At 45.7% G+C, this 18,927-nt stretch carries 17 protein-coding genes; 9 read left to right on the top strand and 8 right to left on the bottom strand.

Features of this window, described 5'->3' with window-relative positions:
* Window positions 1-190 precede the first annotated feature (190 nt).
* A complete protein-coding gene (locus tag DPF93_RS08155; RefSeq protein WP_114765719.1) occupies window positions 191-877 on the top strand; it encodes an SDR family oxidoreductase in 687 nt (228 codons plus the stop codon).
* A gap of 111 nt (window positions 878-988) precedes the next feature.
* Window positions 989-1,195, top strand: coding sequence for a hypothetical protein (locus DPF93_RS08150; RefSeq protein ID WP_114765826.1), 207 nt, complete (start codon window positions 989-991; stop codon window positions 1,193-1,195).
* 33 nt (window positions 1,196-1,228) lie between these two features.
* On the opposite strand, the gene DPF93_RS08145 is transcribed toward DPF93_RS08150, so the two are convergent.
* Window positions 1,229-3,196 carry a DNA topoisomerase III gene (locus DPF93_RS08145; protein ID WP_114765718.1) on the bottom strand — a complete coding sequence of 656 codons (1,968 nt, stop codon included), beginning with the start codon at window positions 3,194-3,196 and terminating at the stop codon, window positions 1,229-1,231.
* A gap of 99 nt (window positions 3,197-3,295) precedes the next feature.
* Window positions 3,296-3,631, bottom strand: coding sequence for a Grx4 family monothiol glutaredoxin (locus tag DPF93_RS08140; RefSeq protein WP_075650356.1), 336 nt, complete (start codon window positions 3,629-3,631; stop codon window positions 3,296-3,298).
* A 384-nt stretch (window positions 3,632-4,015) separates the two neighbouring features.
* Here DPF93_RS08140 and sodB point away from each other — a divergent pair, with 384 nt between their 5' ends.
* From sodB to DPF93_RS08125, 3 genes are all read left to right on the top strand, one after another.
* Window positions 4,016-4,600 (top strand): superoxide dismutase [Fe], encoded by a 585-nt coding sequence (sodB, locus tag DPF93_RS08135; protein ID WP_114765717.1) that lies wholly within the window; start codon window positions 4,016-4,018, stop codon window positions 4,598-4,600.
* A 122-nt stretch (window positions 4,601-4,722) separates the two neighbouring features.
* A complete protein-coding gene (locus DPF93_RS08130; RefSeq protein ID WP_114765825.1) occupies window positions 4,723-5,226 on the top strand; it encodes a VC2046/SO_2500 family protein in 504 nt (167 codons plus the stop codon).
* A gap of 188 nt (window positions 5,227-5,414) precedes the next feature.
* Window positions 5,415-6,077: an SDR family oxidoreductase gene (locus DPF93_RS08125; protein ID WP_114765716.1), complete on the top strand. Its 663-nt coding sequence runs from the start codon at window positions 5,415-5,417 to the stop codon at window positions 6,075-6,077.
* Between the two features lie 5 nt (window positions 6,078-6,082).
* Here DPF93_RS08125 and DPF93_RS08120 read toward each other — a convergent pair whose 3' ends face one another.
* Window positions 6,083-6,532: a low molecular weight protein-tyrosine-phosphatase gene (locus DPF93_RS08120; protein WP_114765715.1), complete on the bottom strand. Its 450-nt coding sequence runs from the start codon at window positions 6,530-6,532 to the stop codon at window positions 6,083-6,085.
* Between the two features lie 83 nt (window positions 6,533-6,615).
* On the opposite strand from DPF93_RS08120, the gene cobO reads away from it, so the two are divergent.
* Complete coding sequence (gene cobO, locus DPF93_RS08115; protein ID WP_114765714.1) at window positions 6,616-7,221, top strand: cob(I)yrinic acid a,c-diamide adenosyltransferase; 606 nt, start codon at window positions 6,616-6,618, stop codon at window positions 7,219-7,221.
* 110 nt (window positions 7,222-7,331) lie between these two features.
* Here cobO and DPF93_RS08110 read toward each other — a convergent pair whose 3' ends face one another.
* The 3 genes from DPF93_RS08110 to apbC all read right to left on the bottom strand — a co-directional run bounded on the left by DPF93_RS08110 (window position 7,332) and on the right by apbC (window position 11,571).
* Complete coding sequence (locus DPF93_RS08110) at window positions 7,332-9,455, bottom strand: AsmA family protein (protein WP_114765713.1); 2,124 nt, start codon at window positions 9,453-9,455, stop codon at window positions 7,332-7,334.
* A gap of 171 nt (window positions 9,456-9,626) precedes the next feature.
* Window positions 9,627-10,268 (bottom strand): uridine kinase, encoded by a 642-nt coding sequence (gene udk, locus DPF93_RS08105; RefSeq protein WP_114765712.1) that lies wholly within the window; start codon window positions 10,266-10,268, stop codon window positions 9,627-9,629.
* A 229-nt stretch (window positions 10,269-10,497) separates the two neighbouring features.
* The gene (apbC, locus tag DPF93_RS08100; RefSeq protein WP_114765711.1) at window positions 10,498-11,571 is read right to left on the bottom strand and encodes an iron-sulfur cluster carrier protein ApbC; all 1,074 of its coding nucleotides are present in this window, start codon (window positions 11,569-11,571) and stop codon (window positions 10,498-10,500) included.
* A 159-nt stretch (window positions 11,572-11,730) separates the two neighbouring features.
* Here apbC and metG point away from each other — a divergent pair, with 159 nt between their 5' ends.
* The 3 genes from metG to DPF93_RS08085 all read left to right on the top strand — a co-directional run bounded on the left by metG (window position 11,731) and on the right by DPF93_RS08085 (window position 15,431).
* Entirely contained in the window at window positions 11,731-13,797 is a 2,067-nt protein-coding gene (gene metG / locus DPF93_RS08095) for a methionine--tRNA ligase (RefSeq protein WP_075650374.1), read from the top strand.
* Between the two features lie 207 nt (window positions 13,798-14,004).
* Entirely contained in the window at window positions 14,005-14,847 is an 843-nt protein-coding gene (locus tag DPF93_RS08090) for a hypothetical protein (RefSeq protein WP_114765710.1), read from the top strand.
* Between the two features lie 104 nt (window positions 14,848-14,951).
* Complete coding sequence (locus DPF93_RS08085) at window positions 14,952-15,431, top strand: YehS family protein (RefSeq protein ID WP_114765709.1); 480 nt, start codon at window positions 14,952-14,954, stop codon at window positions 15,429-15,431.
* 116 nt (window positions 15,432-15,547) lie between these two features.
* Here DPF93_RS08085 and udp read toward each other — a convergent pair whose 3' ends face one another.
* Both udp and DPF93_RS08075 read right to left on the bottom strand, forming a co-directional pair.
* Window positions 15,548-16,306: a uridine phosphorylase gene (udp, locus tag DPF93_RS08080; protein ID WP_114765708.1), complete on the bottom strand. Its 759-nt coding sequence runs from the start codon at window positions 16,304-16,306 to the stop codon at window positions 15,548-15,550.
* A gap of 258 nt (window positions 16,307-16,564) precedes the next feature.
* Complete coding sequence (locus tag DPF93_RS08075) at window positions 16,565-18,862, bottom strand: zinc/cadmium/mercury/lead-transporting ATPase (RefSeq protein ID WP_114765707.1); 2,298 nt, start codon at window positions 18,860-18,862, stop codon at window positions 16,565-16,567.
* Between the last annotated feature and the right edge of the window lie 65 nt (window positions 18,863-18,927).

Genomic DNA, 18,927 nt, shown 5'->3' with positions numbered 1-18,927 from the left:
CAACTTATTGCTATGCACTCTTCTACTCTCTATTTCTTCCTTGGAATCGCAGCCGGTACTCTCGGCGCTTTATTCGCATTTATCGCTATGATGTTGACCGCATGGATGCTGATTGATTTTATCATCATGCCCTAACACAATAGACCAATCTTAGTTGAGTATTCTCACGTTAGTCACTTCAGGAGAGGTTATGAAAACGATACTAATCACCGGTGCAAACCGCGGTATTGGCTTAGGATTTGTTCACCATTACCTAGCACTAGGGGCGACAATCCACGCCACTTATCGTGATGCCAACAGTGCCGAACAGCTGCTCACTCTCGCCGAGAAACATACTAATCTGCATTGCCATTGTCTCGACATTACTGACTATGACAAGTTTCACCAACTCAGCGCCACAATCGGACTGCTAGATCTGCTGATCAATAATGCTGGCTACTATGGTCCTAAAGGCTACGGTTTTGGCAATACGGACGTTAATGAATGGCGCAAGGTATTTGAAATTAACGCAATTGCTCCGCTGAAATTAGTCGAAGCGCTGCACAGCAACTTATCTCAAAGCTCTAACCCCGCCATTGCTTGCCTATCTTCTAAGGTGGGCAGCATGACTGAAAACACCTCTGGAGGGGGCTATATCTATCGCTCATCTAAAGCGGCACTCAACTCGGTGGTCAAAAGCTTAAGCAATGATCTCTCACCACAAGGCTTTACTGTTGTGGCGCTGCACCCGGGTTGGGTGCAAACCGAAATGGGCGGACCGAACGCACTGATCGATGTAGCCACTTCAGTTGAGGGACTAACACAGGTTATCGCCAACTTGCATCACCACCAATCGGGGCAATTTCTTAATTTCGATGGAAAGCAAATTCCTTGGTGATCAATTAGCTATGAAATTCCCCATACAAGCGAGTTTATAAACTTAACAAACGCGCTTGAAAATTCGCCTTCGGCTTCCAAAATTAAAATGATTTCACTCAATAAGGAGAGTCTGATGGCGGATAAACATCTAGTGAATTTCAGTGAAGCGCATGAGTTAAATTACTGTCTACGAAGTGCAGGTAAACGCCAAACCCAAGCTAATCGAGATGCCTTGATTGACTTGGGTAAGCAGGTGAAAAGCGAACTTGGTAAACGAGTATTAACACAAAATGACGTACGTGGAGCAATCGCTGATAATGGCAGTCTATTTGACTAGGTCGAGCGCGGCTTTGTGACGTAGCCGCCTCTGTTATTTACTCGCCTTACCCTTCCCTGCCGCTGGCTTTTTACCTGTCGATTTGGTGAATGCGCGCTTCTTACGTTTAAAAGCAGGTCGCTCAACTTTCGGTAGATGACGTAAAGAATCCGGTACTTCACCACTTTTCACTTGCGTCATCAAACTGGTGATACGTTCTTGTAAGGCTTGCATAAATGGCTGGTAAGCGTGATTTCGCTCCGCCATGCCTTGCAGTTGGTGCTCCCAATTGGCCGTCATATCTGGATAAGTGGATTCATTGGGTAGTGCATGGATCAAGCCGCGCCCCGCTGGAGAGCTTAAAATACTCTTGCCTTGTCGGGTCAAAAGTTGCCGCTTAAATAGCGTATCGAGTATACCCGCGCGCGTCGCTTCTGTGCCAAGACCATCTGTTTCGCGTAGAATTTTTTTCAGCTCTTTATCTTCAACAAAGCGGGCAATGCCGGTCATTGCTTGCAACAAGGTTGCTTCGGTAAAATGCTTTGGCGGCTCCGTTTGATGCTGCTTTATCTCGCCTTCGCGGCAAGTCAGTACTGTCCCTTCGGCAAGCGGCGGCACGTTATCTACACTGGCGTCTTCATCGTCAGTTTTGCCCATCAGGGCTTTCCAGCCTGCGGCAACTAACTGGCGCCCTTTTGCGACAAACACACCACCAGCAATCTCAAACACCAATTTAGCTTCGGCATAAACTGCGGGCGGATAGAATTGCATTAGGTACTGCCGTGCAATCAACTGGTAAACTTTCATTTCATTGCCGGAAAGTGCGTTGACTGACGCCTGTTTCGGCGTAGGAATAATCGCGTGGTGCGCATCGACTTTTTTATCGTTCCACGCTTTCGATTTGAGGCTTAAATCTGCACCACTAACCGCTGCGCTCAACTCTTTGGCATTGTTAGAAATCGCTTGGCTCACACAGCTCGCTTGCGCAAAGTGCTCTTGCGGTAAGTAACGACAGTCCGAACGAGGATAAGTGATCAATTTATGTTTTTCATACAACAACTGACACGTGTCCAGCACTTGCTGTGCACTCATGCCATAACGCTTCGCCGCATCAATTTGCAGCGCTGATAAAGAGTAAGGTAGAGGCGCCGCTTGTTTAGTTTGCTTTTGCTGAGATTCGGTCACCTTGGCAGGTTGATTGGCAATACGCCCAGCGACATTTTCCACTAACTTACGATTCAGTACGCGCCCTTCTTCATCTTGCCAAGGCTTACAAGCATCACTCGGTTGCCATTTAGCGCGGATATCAAACGCGCCAAACTCGCCTTGGTAAGGGATCAAAGCATGGAGACTGAAATAATCACGCGGAACGAAGTTTTCGATCTCTTCATCGCGGCGCACCACCAGGCCCAAAACAGGAGTTTGTACTCGCCCGACCGACAATACACCCTGATAACCCGCCTTTTGACCTAAAAGGGTATAAGCGCGAGACATATTCATACCATAAAGCCAATCGGCACGTGAACGTGCTAGAGCCGAAACAGACAACGGAATAAAATCACGGTTGCTGCGCATTGCGCCAATCGCGCGTTTCACAGCAGGTAAGTTAAGGTCACTGATCAACAAACGCTGAGCACTCTGCTTTTTACTTTGCGAGACCTTACAATAATCCAACACTTCATCGACCAAAAGTTGCCCTTCTCGATCCGGGTCACCGGCGTGAATAATTTGAGCACTCTCTTTAAGTAGCTTACGTACTACCGTCAATTGCTTACTGGCTGACTTACGCGGTCTTAGTTGCCACTGCTCTGGCACAATCGGCAAATCATTAAGGTTCCATTTTTTATAGCGCTCGTCATACACATCAGGTTCAACTTGCTCAAGTAAGTGACCGATACACCAAGTCACTACATCACCATTGCCGCAACGAATAAAACCTTGCTCATTCTTTTTCGGACCCGGCAGTGCCGCTGCAATCGCGCGCCCTAAACTTGGTTTTTCAGCAATAAATAAACGTGACATAACGTACCTAGTGATCTCTATCAGCAGCACAAATAAATAAGGGTCACATTATCGAATGTGACCCTTATAAATCAAGAAAAACTGTAAATTTAAACAGTATTACTCAGCATCACCTTGTGCGCGTGCTGCTGCTTCTTTTACTAGTGGCTGTAGCTCGCCTTTTTGGAACATCTCAATGATGATGTCACAACCACCGATTAGCTCACCTTCAACCCATAGTTGTGGGAAAGTTGGCCATTGCGCGTACGCTGGAAGCTCAGCACGGATGTCTGGGTTTTGCAGAATATCTACATAAGCGAATTTTTCGCCACAAGCCATTAGCGCTTGCGCCGCTTGTGAAGAGAAACCGCAGCTAGGTAGTTTAGGTGAACCTTTCATGTAAAGAAGGATTGAGTTCTCTGCGATTTGCTGTTTGATTTTTTCAATAGTTTCCATTGCTTCCTCTGATGGAGTTACTGCAAGATATCAGCACATTTTAAACCATTGTCTAAGAATAAAAAGCACAGAATTATTGCGGGTATTATTAAGTATAATTTCACGCTATCTTAACACGATATCTACGCACAGGTAATCTCAAGCGGAATTCACTGAAATTTAGCTAAAACCCCGTTTTTTGTGTGTCTAAATAAACAGTTAGAAACGAATTTTTTCTAACACTATTTACTCTAGCGTGCTTTTAATCACGTAAAAAGTTGATAAACTAGCAACAAGTCAGTCAAATTGACAACGACACGCAAGGTCGCGGGTCGGATAAAACAATAAACATCTGGAAGCAATTGAAAGAGTGTTACCTCTTTCTAATATATGGAGAAACGAGCAATGGCATTTGAACTACCAGCTCTGCCTTATGCGAAAGACGCATTAGAACCACACATCTCAGCTGAGACACTAGATTTCCACCACGGTAAACACCACAACACTTACGTTGTTAAACTAAACGGTCTTATCCCTGGTACTGAGTTTGAAGGTAAAACTCTAGAAGAGATCATCAAAACTTCAACTGGCGGTGTTTTCAACAACGCAGCTCAAATCTGGAACCACACGTTCTACTGGCACTGTCTAGCGCCAAACGCAGGCGGCGAGCCAACAGGTGCAGTAGCTGACGCAATCAACGCAGCATTCGGTTCTTTCGAAGAGTTCAAAGCTAAGTTTACTGACGCAGCGATCAACAACTTCGGTTCATCTTGGACTTGGCTAGTGAAGAAAGCTGACGGTTCTCTAGATATCGTTAACACTTCAAACGCAGCAACTCCTCTAACAGAAGAAGGCGTTACACCGCTTCTAACTGTTGACCTATGGGAACACGCGTACTACATCGACTACCGTAACGTTCGTCCAGACTACATGAACGGTTTCTGGGCGCTAGTTAACTGGGATTTCGTAGCTGAGAACCTAGCTAAGTAATCCAATCACGATTTTATCGTACAAAAAGCCTGCATCTAGCAGGCTTTTTTTGTTGTTGACGAAATTTAGCTTAAAGTTTCTGACTCTCTCGCCGCTAATTTATCTGGAAAGAGAGGAATATGATGCAAGTAGAAGCCGTCAGTAATATCAACACAATAAGCGAACTTCAGTTCGGCACGGGGATAAACCATGCCGTTCATGCTGGGCGCCGTGCTGATTTTGCCCTGCTGGTATCGATGTTTTCCAATGATGTTCGAGACAACACACCTGTCGAGCAAATCGATCAGGTCGAAATTACTGACCAAACATTGCGCCAACGGTTTGACTTGCAAAAACCACAGCAATTGCAATCAGATCAAAGCTCTTACCAAATCTCAGCGCAACAAGCTCACCAGTTTCACCATGGCGGACTAGCGAGTGCCAAATTGGCGCATTACCTAATCCCCGAAGCACTAGTCTATCTTCCTGAGCAAACGCACAGTTTGCCCGAAGAGGTCTACCACAACCTATCTCTGCACCAACAGAGAAAACTGGGTGAAAAAGAGCCGAGAAAGCTGATGCCATTTGACTTGTACAATCAACTCGTCGAAGCACAACGCACCGCCCAAATCCGCGCACAAGCGTAAAAAAGTGCCGCACCTAGCACACTTTTACGCATCCGAATTGTCGGTTATCTAGTTTGTGAATGACCGCAAATAATCGGAAACTTATGCAACTCATACACAGCTTATTTGAACTTATTCACATCTAAATAACAATTAATCTACCATTCTTTGTAGACAGATTTTTGACGTTAGCTAGGTGGAGATAAAGTATGAAAATAGACAATGCAGTAGTGTTAGTAACCTCTGCTGGTTCTAGAGTTGGGAGCACGCTTGCGACCCATTTTTCATCTTTAGGTGCACTGGTCATTTTGTGTGATACCGACAAGCGTTTGCTGGATGATACATATAACCGCTGTTTAACTATTAACCCAAGTGTTCACCAGTTCACCTTGGTCGATTACACCATACCGTCGATTCAACAGCTGTTTAACTCTATCGAAATGGCGTTAGACTGCTCACCCGATGTGCTGATCAATACTTGCACCAGCAAGGCGGTAGCCAATATTTTTGAGCAATCTGCTTATGACTCTTTTGCAAACAATTTGACCACCATGGCGAGCATTCTGTTTGGTTTTGGGCAGGTTTATGCCCGTCATATGCGACAAGAAAAAAAGGCCGGCGTTATCGTCAACGTAATTGGCTATACCAACTATGAAGATATGGCTGGTTTTGATAACGCCTCTTCATTTGTTTCAGGCTTTACCCAAAGCTGGGCGAAAGAGTTAACGCCATTTAATATTCGCGTCGGTGGCGTAGTGCCATGCGGTGAAGCCAATGGCTTGAACTGGGCGGAAGTGCAAGATGAGGTTATCCGCACCACCGAGTATATTGTCACCAATGACTATTTTAATGGACGTATTGTCGCTGCCTAACGCGCTCACAGCGTTGTTAATACATTCTCTGCCGCATCTTCTAACAGGTCGAGTACCAACTCGAAGCCTTGCTCTCCACCATAGTAAGGATCAGGGATCTCTTGCTCTTCACCGGCGCTAAAGCTGAGATAAAGTTTTAACTTTGCTTGGTATTCCGCTGGGCAAATTGCTTGTAGATCATGCAAGTTGTCATGATCTGCCGCCAAAATAAGATCAAACTTGGCAAAATCACTCTGTTCAACTTTGCGAGAACGAATGCCTTTAAAAGAGTATCCACGCAGCTCAGCGGCTTTTCGCGCTCGCTCATCAGGTGGGTTACCTTGGTGGTAACCAATTGTCCCTGCCGAGTCTACCTCAACATCAATCCCCAACTGCTGTGCTTTGGCACGTAATACTGCTTCACCAGTTGGTGAGCGGCAGATATTACCCATACAAACAACCAGTATCTTTTTCATTCGTTCCCCTGAATTATCAATGGTTTTTCTTAACCTTACTTGCGTATATCATAGCAAAAATGACCGATAAAAAAGGAATTCCCATGGTAGCTGAAAACGATAAACAACAACGTCATAAGGCACGACAAGAAAAAGTAAAACAACAAGTCGACGCCAAAGTTGCCGCCGCAACTGAAGTCAAAGGCTTACTGCTTGTAATTACCGGCAATGGTAAAGGCAAATCAACCTCAGGCTTTGGCACTATCGCACGTGCTGTTGGGCATGGTTTGAAGTGTTCTGTCGCACAATTTATTAAAGGTACTTGGGACAACGGTGAGCGTAACTTACTAGAAAAGCTGGGCGTTGAATTTCAAGTGATGGCGACCGGTTTCACTTGGGAGACGCAAAATAAGCAAGCAGACACAGAAGCCGCGCAATTGGTGTGGCAAGAGTGCAAACGCATGCTGCAAGATGAGTCGATTGATGTGGTTCTGTTTGATGAACTGACTTATATGGTGACTTACGGCTACATTGATCTGGATGAAGTGGTGGAAGCGCTAAATAACCGTCCGAAAATGCAGTCTGTCGTGATTACCGGGCGTGCAGCTCATCGCACCCTAATTGAGATGGCTGACACTGTATCTGAAGTTAAAAACGTTAAACATGCGTTTGAGTCTGGCGTCAAAGCACTTAAAGGTGTGGATTGGTAATTTAACCAATCTGTTTATGACAGGCTTACACCTCATCGTTATCAGATTGATATACCAAGCATAAAAAAGCCCGCGTCATCACGCGGGCTTGGATTGCACTCTCGAACGAATTAATTAAACAGACCTTTAAGCAGACCGTTAATCGCCTCTTTGGTCTTTTCGTCTTTGATTTTTTCGCCTAATTTTTCATCCAGTTTTTCAAGACCTCGGTCGATCTCTTTTTGCGCTTTCTGTTTCAGCACATCATCAAACACCAATTTGAACTTCGGATCTGACCATTTACCAGAGATATTGACCGGGATGGTAATGTCTTTTAGCTCATCGATATCTTTGCCACCTTGCCCTTCAAGAGAACCCACAATCGATGTACTAATGGTAAAGTCCGCAGTCTCATTGAGGTAATTGGCACTGCCTTCACCACGAACGCGGAGCAGTGGTGATTGAGCATGAAGGTTGTTGGTAGAGACCACACCGTTTTTCAAATTCAGCGTTGCCGTCATCGCACTGAAGTCGGTTTTCTTAACTTGGTCTTGCCCTTCTAACGACTGACCTTTGAATTTGGCGTAGTTTTCACGGATAAGCTGCGCGACGTTAATGCCGTTTACTGCACCGTCGGCAAAATTAATCTTAATCGTACCTGCGAGGTTTTTCTTCATTGTGGTTGGAGCTAGACCTTTGCCTGTCACGTCCACATCAATATTACCTGTCCCTTCTAGCTTGTCGACTTGCGCCACATCGATCAGCAGGGGTAGTACTTTCACGCCTTTGATTTGTTTTTTAGCGCTGTAAGTGGCTGGAGATTTACGCGCATCAAGGGTTGCCGTTGCTTTGATGGAACCATCGTACAGATTCGAGCTAAATGAGCTTAACTTCACCACACCACGATTAACGCTAAACTTCGCCGCCACATTTTGCATTTTGGCGTTACCTGCTTTGAACTTATCGATGGTAATCGCACCATTCACATCAAGCGTTTTCAATGCTGATAAATCCGGCTCTTGCTCTTTAGCAGGGGCAGAAGCTTTCGCTTGCTGATTTGAATCACCAGTACTTGGCGAAGATTGCGCCTTCTCGGTGGTTTCTAGCCCCAAAAATGCATCAACATCAATCTCTGGACTGTGCAGATTAAACACAATCTTTGGAATATCAGCCAGCGTCACATCCAATTTGCCATCAAATTGTAAGGCATTGGCAGTCAGCTTTTCTAACACAAAGCTTAAGTGGCTCTTGGTCAAATCAAACGATAAGTCTGACGCCATATCGATTTTCATCGGCGACTGAGGCAATGCCGCACCTTCTAATGTTGCGTCTAAAGCCAACTGTTTCATGGTTACTTTACTGATTGCTTTATCAACCGTCAGTTGTGCACCACCTTTAAGATCAAGCGCTAAATCTGCTGCTGTACCTTTCACTGCGTACTTAAGATTATTCACTTGATCAAAAGCAAAGGTATCAAGTTGGATACTGGCGGAGTCAATTTTGTTGCTCGCATCACTGTAGCTCGCATCAAAGCTGATATTTTTCAGCTCATATTGGGTAAAGCCAGTCGCAAGCTTCAGCTCTGCACTACCTTGGGCTGCAAATTTCTGCTGATTAGTTTCACCTTTCATCGCAAAATCCGCTTTGCTCCACGCATCGAGGGCAAATTCGGTCAAGGTGAGTGACACATCGTACAGCTTAGTGTGAGTGCCCGCTTTGTCGTCTTGAATATCCAGTAGCGCATTAGTGATAGAAACGCCCGCTAGGCTAATGGTCCATGGCGAAGACCCTTGTGCATTAGCCTCTGATGCAGGAGCACTAACTGGCGCTTCATCTTGTTTGGTTTGCGTTTGCTTATCTTGATTTTGAGCAAGCGCATCAAGGTTTTTCACCCCATCTTTACGGGTTTCAATATAAAACTCTGCGCCATCAAGCGTGACGTTACCAATCTCAAGCTGTTGGCTAAAGAGCGGCATTACCGAAACATCAATACCAACTTGTTCAACTTTAAATAGATTTGGCTGGTTGAACCCTTGCGGATTTTTCAACTCAGTCTTACCCAAGGTGAAACCAACAGAAGGGAAAAATTGCCAATCAATGTCGCCTTCAATGACAAGATCTAAACCCGTTTGCTGTTTAGCTTGCTCAACGATCAGAGGCTTGAATTGGTTTGGGTTAACGAGCAACACCAACGCCAAGATGGCGGCGATAATTACCACGATAGGAATGGCGAGCACTAACGCGATTTTCTTCATCAGCAGAGTCCTTGCTTTGACTGCCTAGCGGCGATATTGGGAAAGTTTACTGAAAGTATAATGGTTTAGCGCAAAAATAGTACAAAAACGATTATCTTGCAGCAAAAAGAAAGTGGCACCTAAAGTGCCACTTATCTAGAAAAAAATAAAGTTTCGAAAATCAGAATTACGTTAAGATTTCAGAAGCTTAGCAATGTGTGCTTTTAGAACATCAATCGCGATACGGTTTTTACCACCGCGAGGAACGATGATGTCTGCGTATTGCTTAGATGGTTCGATAAACTGCATAAACATTGGACGAACAGTTTCTTGGTACTGTTTCAGTACCGATTCCATCGTACGACCACGCTCTTCTACGTCACGCTTAACACGACGCAGTAGACAGATATCAAGTGGAGTATCCATAAACACGGTCGCGTGGCAAAGCTTACGCAGACGTGGATCTGTTAGAAGCAAAATACCTTCAAGAATGATCACTTTTTTCGGCGTCATTGTTGTGGTGTTTGCTGTACGAGTATGTTCTGAGTAGCTGTACTCAGGCACTTCAACCGCTTCGCCTTTAACAAGCTTCTCTAGGTGATCACACAGTAAGTCGTGATCCAGTGCATTCGGGTGGTCATAGTTGGTTTTTACACGCTCTTCCATGCTCAGATGAGTCTGGTCGTTGTAATAGCAATCTTCCGTAATCACACCAATTTGATGATCGCCTACCTTCTCACGAAGTTCATTGTAAATAGTGCTTGCGATTAAGCTCTTACCAGAAGCTGAAGCGCCAGCAATACCGACGATTACACATTGATTATTATCAGACATTATTCTTGCACCCGATGAATTGATTGGTGATTGGTGATCTGTGACCTGCTAAAAGTTTGGCATGGAAAGGTTAGCAGAGCCAAATTAAACTGCCTGATTATAGGGAGATCGTCCGAGAGATACCAGAAAGTAATAGATTAATTCTTCTTTCGACACTAAATGGAATAAGCAATAAGCGAGCAAACGTTTAGCCAGAATAAGCCCAGCTAAACGTGATACGCAAATAGGTTTATAGCATGGTGATATTGATGGCGTCCGGTTGCACGTCCCCACGCCAATATAGGCGAGCACACACCGCTTCTGCCAGTTCCAGATACTGTTTGCTGTGCACTGAATCAGGACGAGCGGCAACGGTTGGACAACCTGCATCAATATCTTCACGCAGATGAATATCCAGTGGTATTTGTCCCAATAAATCCAGGTTATATTCCGTTGACATTTTCTCCGCGCCACCCGTACCAAAGATATGTTCTTGATGACCGCAGTTACTACAAATGTGGTAGCTCATATTTTCCACCAGCCCGACCAATGGAATGCTCACTTTATCGAACATCGCCGCCCCTTTGCGCGCATCGGCTAAGGCAAGATCTTGCGGCGTGGTCACAATCAACGCGCCTGTTACAGGGATTTGCTGAGCAAGGCTCAGTTGTATATCCCCTGTGCCCGGCGGCATATCGATCACCAAGTAGTCTAAATCCGGCCAGTCGGTTTCATTCAGTAGTTGCGCTAGTGCCTTGGCCGCCATAGGACCGCGCCAAATTGTGGCTTCATCTTTCGAAACCAAATAGCCAATCGAATGTGTGTAGATGCCGTGCGCTTCAACCGGTTGCATCCACTTATTATCTCGCACCTCTGGTTGCGCTTCGATTTGACCGATCATCATCGGTACCGAAGGACCATAGATATCGGCATCCAGCAAACCCACTTTCGCCCCGCTGCGTGAAATTGCTAGCGCTAAGTTTACTGACGTGGTCGATTTACCAACGCCACCTTTCGCCGAGGTCACCGCGATGATGTTCTTCACCCCTTTGACCGAACTGCCTAGATGGTTAACCAGAGTTTTTACTTGCACACCAATGCGATAGTTAAACTTTGCTACCGCTTGGCTTTGCTGCTGAGCTTGAATCCACTCATCAATATCTGTGACAAGCTGATTCGCTGCATAAGGCAGTTTAATATCGAAAAAGCCCTCGGCATCGACACTAACGATACCCGGCGTTGACGCCCAGTTTTGAATCACAGAGTGGTGTTCATATTGGCTAAGCCAATCGCAAAAATCTTGTTTGGAATTGAACTGACGCATAAGTCCTCCTTTATCTCTCCCATCGTAGCATTCGAGCCGCCGATACAGAACCCTGAAAAAACTGGGGGAATGCGGTTTTGACTCCTTGGAGTCGCTGTTTGGATCAGGTAGTATTAGTCTCTATTTTTTTGTACCTATCGAGAAAAGCGAATATTAAGTATGGCAAACGATCCAAGAAACTTTCCTGCAAGGAAAATGCTGGTAACTTGTGCCCTTCCGTACGCTAACGGTTCGATCCACCTAGGTCATATGCTTGAGCATATCCAAGCTGACATCTGGGTTCGTTACCAACGCCTACGTGGCAACACTGTAAACTTCATCTGTGCTGACGACGCTCACGGCACGCCGATCATGCTTAAAGCTCAACAGATGGGTATCTCTCCAGAAGAGATGATCGCAGCAGTAAGCGAAGAGCACCAAAAAGACTTCGCTGGCTTCGATATCAGTTTTGATAACTACCACAGCACGCACTCAGAAGAGAACCGCGAGCTGGCGTCTCACATCTACCTACAACTGAAGAAAAACGGCTTTATTTCTAGCCGTACGATCTCTCAGCTGTTTGACCCAGAAAAAGAGATGTTCCTACCAGACCGTTTTGTTAAAGGTACTTGCCCTAAGTGTAAGTCTGAAGACCAATACGGTGACAACTGTGATAACTGTGGTGAAACGTACAGCCCAACTGAACTGATTAATCCAAAATCAGCAGTGTCTGGCGCAACACCTATCATGAAAGATTCTGAGCACTTCTTCTTCGACCTACCTCAGTTTGAAAGCATGCTACAAGAGTGGACTCGCTCAGGCTCGCTACAATCTGAAACTGCGAACAAGATGCAAGAATGGTTTGAGTCTGGTCTGCAACAGTGGGATATCTCACGTGATGCACCATACTTTGGCTTTGAAATCCCAGGTGAAGAAAACAAATTCTTCTACGTATGGCTAGATGCACCTGTTGGCTACATGGCTTCATTTAAGAACCTATGTGACAAAACTGAAGGTCTAGATTTCGACGAATACTGGAAGAAAGACAGCACAACTGAGCTATACCACTTCATCGGTAAAGACATCGTTTACTTCCACAGCCTATTCTGGCCTGCAATGCTAGAAGGCAGCGGTTTCCGTAAGCCAAACAACGTATTCGTTCACGGCTACGTAACGGTAAACGGCGCGAAAATGTCTAAGTCGAAAGGTACGTTTGTAAAAGCAAGCACCTACCTAAATCACCTAGACCCAGAATGTCTACGTTACTACTACGCGGCAAAACTAAACAGCCGTATTGATGACCTAGACCTTAACCTTGAAGACTTCTCTCAACGTGTAAACGCTGACGTAGTAAACAAGATTGTTAACCTAGCATCACGTAACGCTGGCTTCATTACTAAACGTTTTGAAGGCAAACTGGCTGAAAACTTCGCAGAGCCTGAGCTATACAACGAATTCGTTGCAGCAGCAGATCGCATTGCTGAGCTTTACGAAACTCGCGAATTTGGCCGTGCGATTCGTGAAATCACCGCATTGGCTGACAAAGCAAACCAATACGTTGATGAAAAAGCACCTTGGGTTGTGGCAAAAGAAGAAGGCAAAGATCAGGAACTTCAAGAAATCTGTTCGGTAGGTATCAACCTATTCCGCGTTCTGATGACTTACCTAAAACCAGTAATGCCAGCACTTGCGGCTCGTACTGAAGCGTTCCTAAACCAAGAACTAACTTGGGAAGGTATTGCTGCGCCACTAACCGCTCACGAAATCACGGCGTTTAAAGCTCTGTTCAACCGTATTGATCCTAAGAACATCGAAGCGATGATCGAAGCATCAAAAGAAGACGCAGCAGCAGAAATGGCAGCAAAAGAGAAAGCAGAAGCAGCGAAAACTGAAACTGAGCTAAGCAAAGACCCAATCGCAGAAGAAATTGAGTTTGATGCATTTGCGAAAGTTGACCTACGTATCGCGAAAATCGTTTCTTGTGAAGCAGTGCCAAAAGCAGACAAACTACTGAAATTCCAATTGGATATCGGTGGTGAAATGCGCCAAGTATTCTCAGGCATTAAAGCTGCCTACAACCCAGAAGACCTAGTAGGTAAACTAACGGTTGTTGTCGCTAACCTTAAACCTCGTAAGATGAAGTTTGGTATGTCTGAAGGCATGATCCTAGCAGCAGGTCCTGGTGGCGCTGATCTATGGATCCTTGAGCCACACGAAGGTGCTCAACCTGGCATGCGTGTAATGTAAGCTTTTTGCTGACAAGACAATCGCTTTAGTAAAATCCTCGCTTCGGCGGGGATTTTTTTATCCACCCTCCCCCGATTGGTGAAAGCTTGCACCAACTTGGCACAACCCCGCATTGCAATAAAACTTAAATAATTGATATTTAAATAATTAATCTTTGGCATTGATACTGCTCTAGCTGAGTAAGCCCGCAAACAGCAAGGAGTCGCCATGTTTGTTATTGTTTCAATGTCAGTATCGGTCCTGATACTCGCTCTGCTCTATCACTATTCACGCGTTCGCTCGCAATCACATCAACGCAACTATCAGCAAATCGTCTCACTGAGACTGGTTATGGAGCTATGCCGTCGTCATCGCGCTTTCACTCACCATGCGATCGCCAACGCAGATGTTTCCAGTGACAACTACGTTGCCAAACAGTTAGAAGAAGAACTTGAACTTGAATCAAGCAAGTTGATTGGCTTAGCCACTTACGACAACAAACCGATGTTTCGTGTACTACAGCTAAAACTCAAAGGACTAAGTAGTGACTGGCAGCAACGTTCCTTCGCGCGTAATCAGAGAGTTCATGGCACGGCAATACGCCATTGCATGTTCCTGATTGACGATATTGCTCTGGCTTGGTTACTCGAATCAGGCAGAGAAGATCTGAGCAATGAATACCATATGAACTGGCAACAAGTTCTCGATAGCATGGAAGTGCTAACCCAACTGAGGATTTGCATTCAGGAAGTCGATCAACCTGTTGGTGAAATGCGCGTCAAATACTACAGCGATAAAATTCGTCATAAGCTGCACCAATTGAGCCTAATCAGCACTTTACCTATTCGTTCACCGCTTGGAGTCGGAGTTTTGGACTCGCTAGATAAACTTATTGCCTGCGACAACATCAATCTTGAGCAAGGTGAGTTATATCGCTTAACCACAGATGTCTCGCATCTTATCGCACAAGTTTACGATGATATGCTTTCTGACATCACGCAAAGCCTTTATCAGCCTTTGCCAAGCACCGACTCTCAGCAGTGGCAGACAGAAATCCATACTGCCCGCTAATGTAAAACTGTTGGTTGGTAGCTTTCTCTGGTAGAGTCGCGCCCATATCGATATTTCCGCTCGAGGCTTGATTGCCTCGGCGAACTGCTGAATTGGGATCCCTTTTGACTAATAACGAAATTTTGCGTCGTATCCAACACGCGCTAAACCTTAAAAATGCGCAAATTATCAAAGCGTTTGAACAAGCTGACACCAACGTTGCCCACGATAAGGTCAATAACTGGCTAAAAGCGGACAACGACAAGTCTTTCACTAAGATGAAAGACAAAGAGCTCGCGGTGTTCTTAAACGGTTTTATCAACCTAAAACGCGGTAAAAAAGAGGGTGAGCAGCCAAAACCAGAACAGCAACTGACTAATAATATGATCTTTATGAAGCTGCGTATCGCGCTGAACATGAAGAATGAAGATGTGTTGGATGCACTTGAGCTAATGGGCGTTAGCCTAAGCAAATATGAAATTGGAGCCTACTTCCGTAAGCCGAACAATAAGAACTACAAAGAGTGCAGCGATGAATTGCTGTGCGATTTTTTAAACGGTGTGCAATTTACCCAGCGTCCAGACTCAGTTGAGTTCGCAGGTTAACTAGCAGACAAAAAAATCCCCAACGCTGACGACCAGAGTTGGGGATTTTTTATTCGCATCCGTCGGTGTTTATCGCTCTAAAACCCACTGACGCTGAACAATCAATCGATAACGAGCTAAAGCATCTTACGCGCAGCTTCTACCACCACTTTGATTGAGCGTGCTTCTGTCTCTTTTAGTGTCGCGTGATCTGGGATCTCTTTCTGGGTGCGATTGATAATAACGCCAGCTACACAGCCCGCTTTTAGACCTGAGCTTGCACACATGGTTAGCAAGGTCGCAGACTCCATCTCGAAGTTTAGTACGCCCATATCTTGCCACTCTTGCATAGAGCCTTGGAAACGCTTAACCACTCGACCAGTAAAAGTATCGTAACGCTCTTGACCTGGGTAGAAGGTATCGCTTGATGCGGTCACGCCCATGTGTACCGTAGCACCTGACTCTTCTACCGCAGCTTTCATGGCTGTCGCGACTTCAAAGTCAGCTACCGCAGGGAACTCCATCGGCGCAAAGTGCAAGCTTGCACCATCAAGACGTACAGAACCTGTAGTTACAATCATGTCACCGACATTAACATGCGGTTGAATTGCGCCAGTAGTACCTACACGTAGGAAGGTACGAACACCGAGTTGAGCAAGTTCTTCCACCGCGATTGACGTTGATGGGCCACCAATACCAGTTGAACAAACAATCACTGGCTTACCGTCAAGTTCTGCACGGTAAAGGGTGTACTCGCGATGGCTAGCTAAAAATACTGGGTTCTCCATTTGCTCAGCAATTTTTTGTACACGCGCCGGGTCACCAGGAATGATAGCTAGTGTCGCACCAGCAAGATCAGCTTCGGTAACACCTAAATGGAATACAGCTTGAGACATAAGAAAACTCCTTATTACGTCGAGTTGTGCGTTCACACTCGATCTATAAATTCATTGGGTACGTGGTTAATGTAACCAACTCACACTATATATTTAGTGATACAAATCACACATAAATAAGTAACAAGACACCAACTTACACATAAAAACGGTTGGCATCACATTACACTGCACATAGCATCCTCTTATTGCATAAAAAAGAATAGCCACTAAATCAACTTTAGCGGCTATTTTTGCTTTCAATCTTCGCAGGCTTAATTAGTCTTGCTTACTTTCAAACTTCAACAAACGCAATGCGTTTAAAGTCACTATCGCTGTCGCGCCGCTATCAGCCAGTACCGCGACCCAAAGCCCGGTAATACCCAATAAACTGGTGACTAAAAAGACCCCTTTTAATCCCAGCGCCAGCGCGATGTTTTGGCGAATATTGCTCAGCGTTGCACGAGATAGCTCAATCATCGCTGCCAGTTCGACCAAACGGTTGTGCGTAATCGCTGCATCCGCAGTTTCCAGTGCCACATCCGTTCCGCCGCCCATTGCAATGCCGATACTCGCCGCCTTCATAGCTGGCGCATCATTAATACCATCGCCAACCATCGCTACATTATTGCGCGACGATAACTGCTCAACATAATGCACTTTGTCTTGTGGTAACAAGCTGGCTTGAAAATCAATGTCGATTTGCGCGCTAATCGCCGATGCACTGCGCGGGTTATCACCAGTAAGCATGATAGCGTTAATTCCGAGAACTTTAAGCGCTTTCACTGCCTGTTTGGCGTCTTCACGTAATGTATCTTGCCACGCGATCAAACCTAGCACTTGGTTTTGTTTGAGTGCCACAATCACGGTTTTACCTTGATCTTCTAGTTTGGCAATGCGGCTAGCTAACTCAGCGTCAAGCTCAAAGCCCAGTTTGCTTGGAGCCAGCGCGCGAAATAGCTCACCATCAATAATCCCTTGAATGCCGCTACCAATCAGCGCTTGTTTGTCACTGGCTTCGGGTAACTCAATCCCTTTATCTTCTGCGTGTTTCACTAGTGAGCTAGCCAGCGGATGACTCGAACCCACTTCAATCGCCGCAATGTGTTTGAGTAACCAAGTCTCATCAACTCCGGCAGCGGTCACTACATCGGTTACTTCCGGTTTGCCCTTGGTTAAAGTACCGGTTTTATCAAACGCCACCGTTTGAACATGCCCAAGCTGCTCTAACGCTGCGCCACCTTTAATCAAGGCACCACGACGCGCGGCAGCAGCTAGCCCTGAGGTAATTGCCGCAGGCGTTGAAATCACAAGCGCGCAAGGACAAGCAATCAACAGTAATGCCAAACCACGATAAACCCAAGTTTCCCAAGGCTGAGCAAACAGCAGTGGTGGGATTATGATGACCAGCAATGAGACCAACATCATTAAAGGGGTATACCAACGGCTGAAGCGGTCTAAAAATCGCTCTAGCGGCGCCTTACGTGATTCAGCTTCTTCGATCAGATGGAGAATTCTGTCGATAGCATTTTCACCTTGGCGCGAAGTGATGGTTAAGCGCACCACTTTATCGACTACCACAGCGCCTGCCATCACTGATTCATTGGCAAAGCGCTCAACTGGAATCGACTCGCCGGTAAGAGCACTCTCATCAAAACTTGCCGCACCGGCGTTAATTTTACCATCAGCAGGTAATCGAGCCCCAGGCGCAACTTCAATCACATCGCCAAGATTTAGCTCACTGGCAGAGACTTCAATCCGCTGACCATCAACAATTTTGGTTGCGGTTTCAGGAACTAATTCCATTAACGCTTGTACGCCACTACGCGCCCGAGAGGCGGCAAAGGCTTCTAGACGCTCACCAATCAAAAACAGCAAGAGTACCATCGCAGCTTCGACACTCTCACCTAAGTACAATGCGCCGATTGCCGCGACACTCATCAGGGTTTCAATCGCAAATGGCGTGCCCGATTTGGCTAAAGAGAGGGCTTTTTTTGCAATCGGATAGAGACCAACCAAACAGGTAAGAATAAACAGCCATTCGCTCAGTTGTGGCTGATAAGGTTTAATTAAACCTGCAAATGCCATCGCAGCGGCGATCGCAATGATTTGCCCATTTTGCTTGATAATGGGTAACCAGCCTGTCGGTTTAGCTTGATTAGATTTTTGATTGGGTGAGCTGAAGGTAAAGCCAGTATCTAAAATAGTTTGTTCAACCAAAGCAGCAATAGAGGCGTCATTGGATTTCACGATCAGTTTTTCGGTGGCAAACAGCACCTTGGCTTCAGTAATACCTGAGATTTTATTCACTGCCGTTTCAACCTTGCGGGCGCAAGATGGACAGTCCATGCCATTAATTTTCCAACTATGACTAAAGTGAGCTTGCAGACCGGAGTCGCTTTCCTCATCGGTTGGATCTGAGCCACTGCCACAAGTTGAACTTGAGCAACAATCGGTGTCTGTAGTTGCTACGCTTGCCATTTTGATGCTAGTAATTTTCGGGCTCGCACATGAGCCAGCTTGGCTTGGATTTGCTGCCGTTTTATTTGCACGGCATGCTTCATGTTTGGTGCACATAGATGATTCTCCTATCAAAGTACACCCTAAGCATAAACCTTGGAGTACACTCCAAGGTCAAGCAT

Origin of the sequence: Vibrio rhodolitus, assembly GCF_003350325.1 — a bacterium.
In the GTDB taxonomy this organism is placed as follows: Bacteria; Pseudomonadota; Gammaproteobacteria; order Enterobacterales; family Vibrionaceae; genus Vibrio; species Vibrio rhodolitus.
This window is presented reverse-complemented; position numbering and strand designations above follow the sequence as displayed.

Coding starts and splice junctions, on each gene's coding strand:
- DPF93_RS08155 (WP_114765719.1), top strand. CDS start 191: ATGAAAACGATACTAATCACCGGTGCAAACCGCGGTATTGGCTTAGGA.
- DPF93_RS08145 (WP_114765718.1), bottom strand. CDS start 3,196: ATGTCACGTTTATTTATTGCTGAAAAACCAAGTTTAGGGCGCGCGATT.
- DPF93_RS08140 (WP_075650356.1), bottom strand. CDS start 3,631: ATGGAAACTATTGAAAAAATCAAACAGCAAATCGCAGAGAACTCAATC.
- sodB (WP_114765717.1), top strand. CDS start 4,016: ATGGCATTTGAACTACCAGCTCTGCCTTATGCGAAAGACGCATTAGAA.
- DPF93_RS08130 (WP_114765825.1), top strand. CDS start 4,723: ATGCAAGTAGAAGCCGTCAGTAATATCAACACAATAAGCGAACTTCAG.
- DPF93_RS08125 (WP_114765716.1), top strand. CDS start 5,415: ATGAAAATAGACAATGCAGTAGTGTTAGTAACCTCTGCTGGTTCTAGA.
- DPF93_RS08120 (WP_114765715.1), bottom strand. CDS start 6,532: ATGAAAAAGATACTGGTTGTTTGTATGGGTAATATCTGCCGCTCACCA.
- cobO (WP_114765714.1), top strand. CDS start 6,616: ATGGTAGCTGAAAACGATAAACAACAACGTCATAAGGCACGACAAGAA.
- DPF93_RS08110 (WP_114765713.1), bottom strand. CDS start 9,455: ATGAAGAAAATCGCGTTAGTGCTCGCCATTCCTATCGTGGTAATTATC.
- udk (WP_114765712.1), bottom strand. CDS start 10,268: ATGTCTGATAATAATCAATGTGTAATCGTCGGTATTGCTGGCGCTTCA.
- apbC (WP_114765711.1), bottom strand. CDS start 11,571: ATGCGTCAGTTCAATTCCAAACAAGATTTTTGCGATTGGCTTAGCCAA.
- metG (WP_075650374.1), top strand. CDS start 11,731: ATGGCAAACGATCCAAGAAACTTTCCTGCAAGGAAAATGCTGGTAACT.
- DPF93_RS08090 (WP_114765710.1), top strand. CDS start 14,005: ATGTTTGTTATTGTTTCAATGTCAGTATCGGTCCTGATACTCGCTCTG.
- udp (WP_114765708.1), bottom strand. CDS start 16,306: ATGTCTCAAGCTGTATTCCATTTAGGTGTTACCGAAGCTGATCTTGCT.
- DPF93_RS08075 (WP_114765707.1), bottom strand. CDS start 18,862: ATGTGCACCAAACATGAAGCATGCCGTGCAAATAAAACGGCAGCAAAT.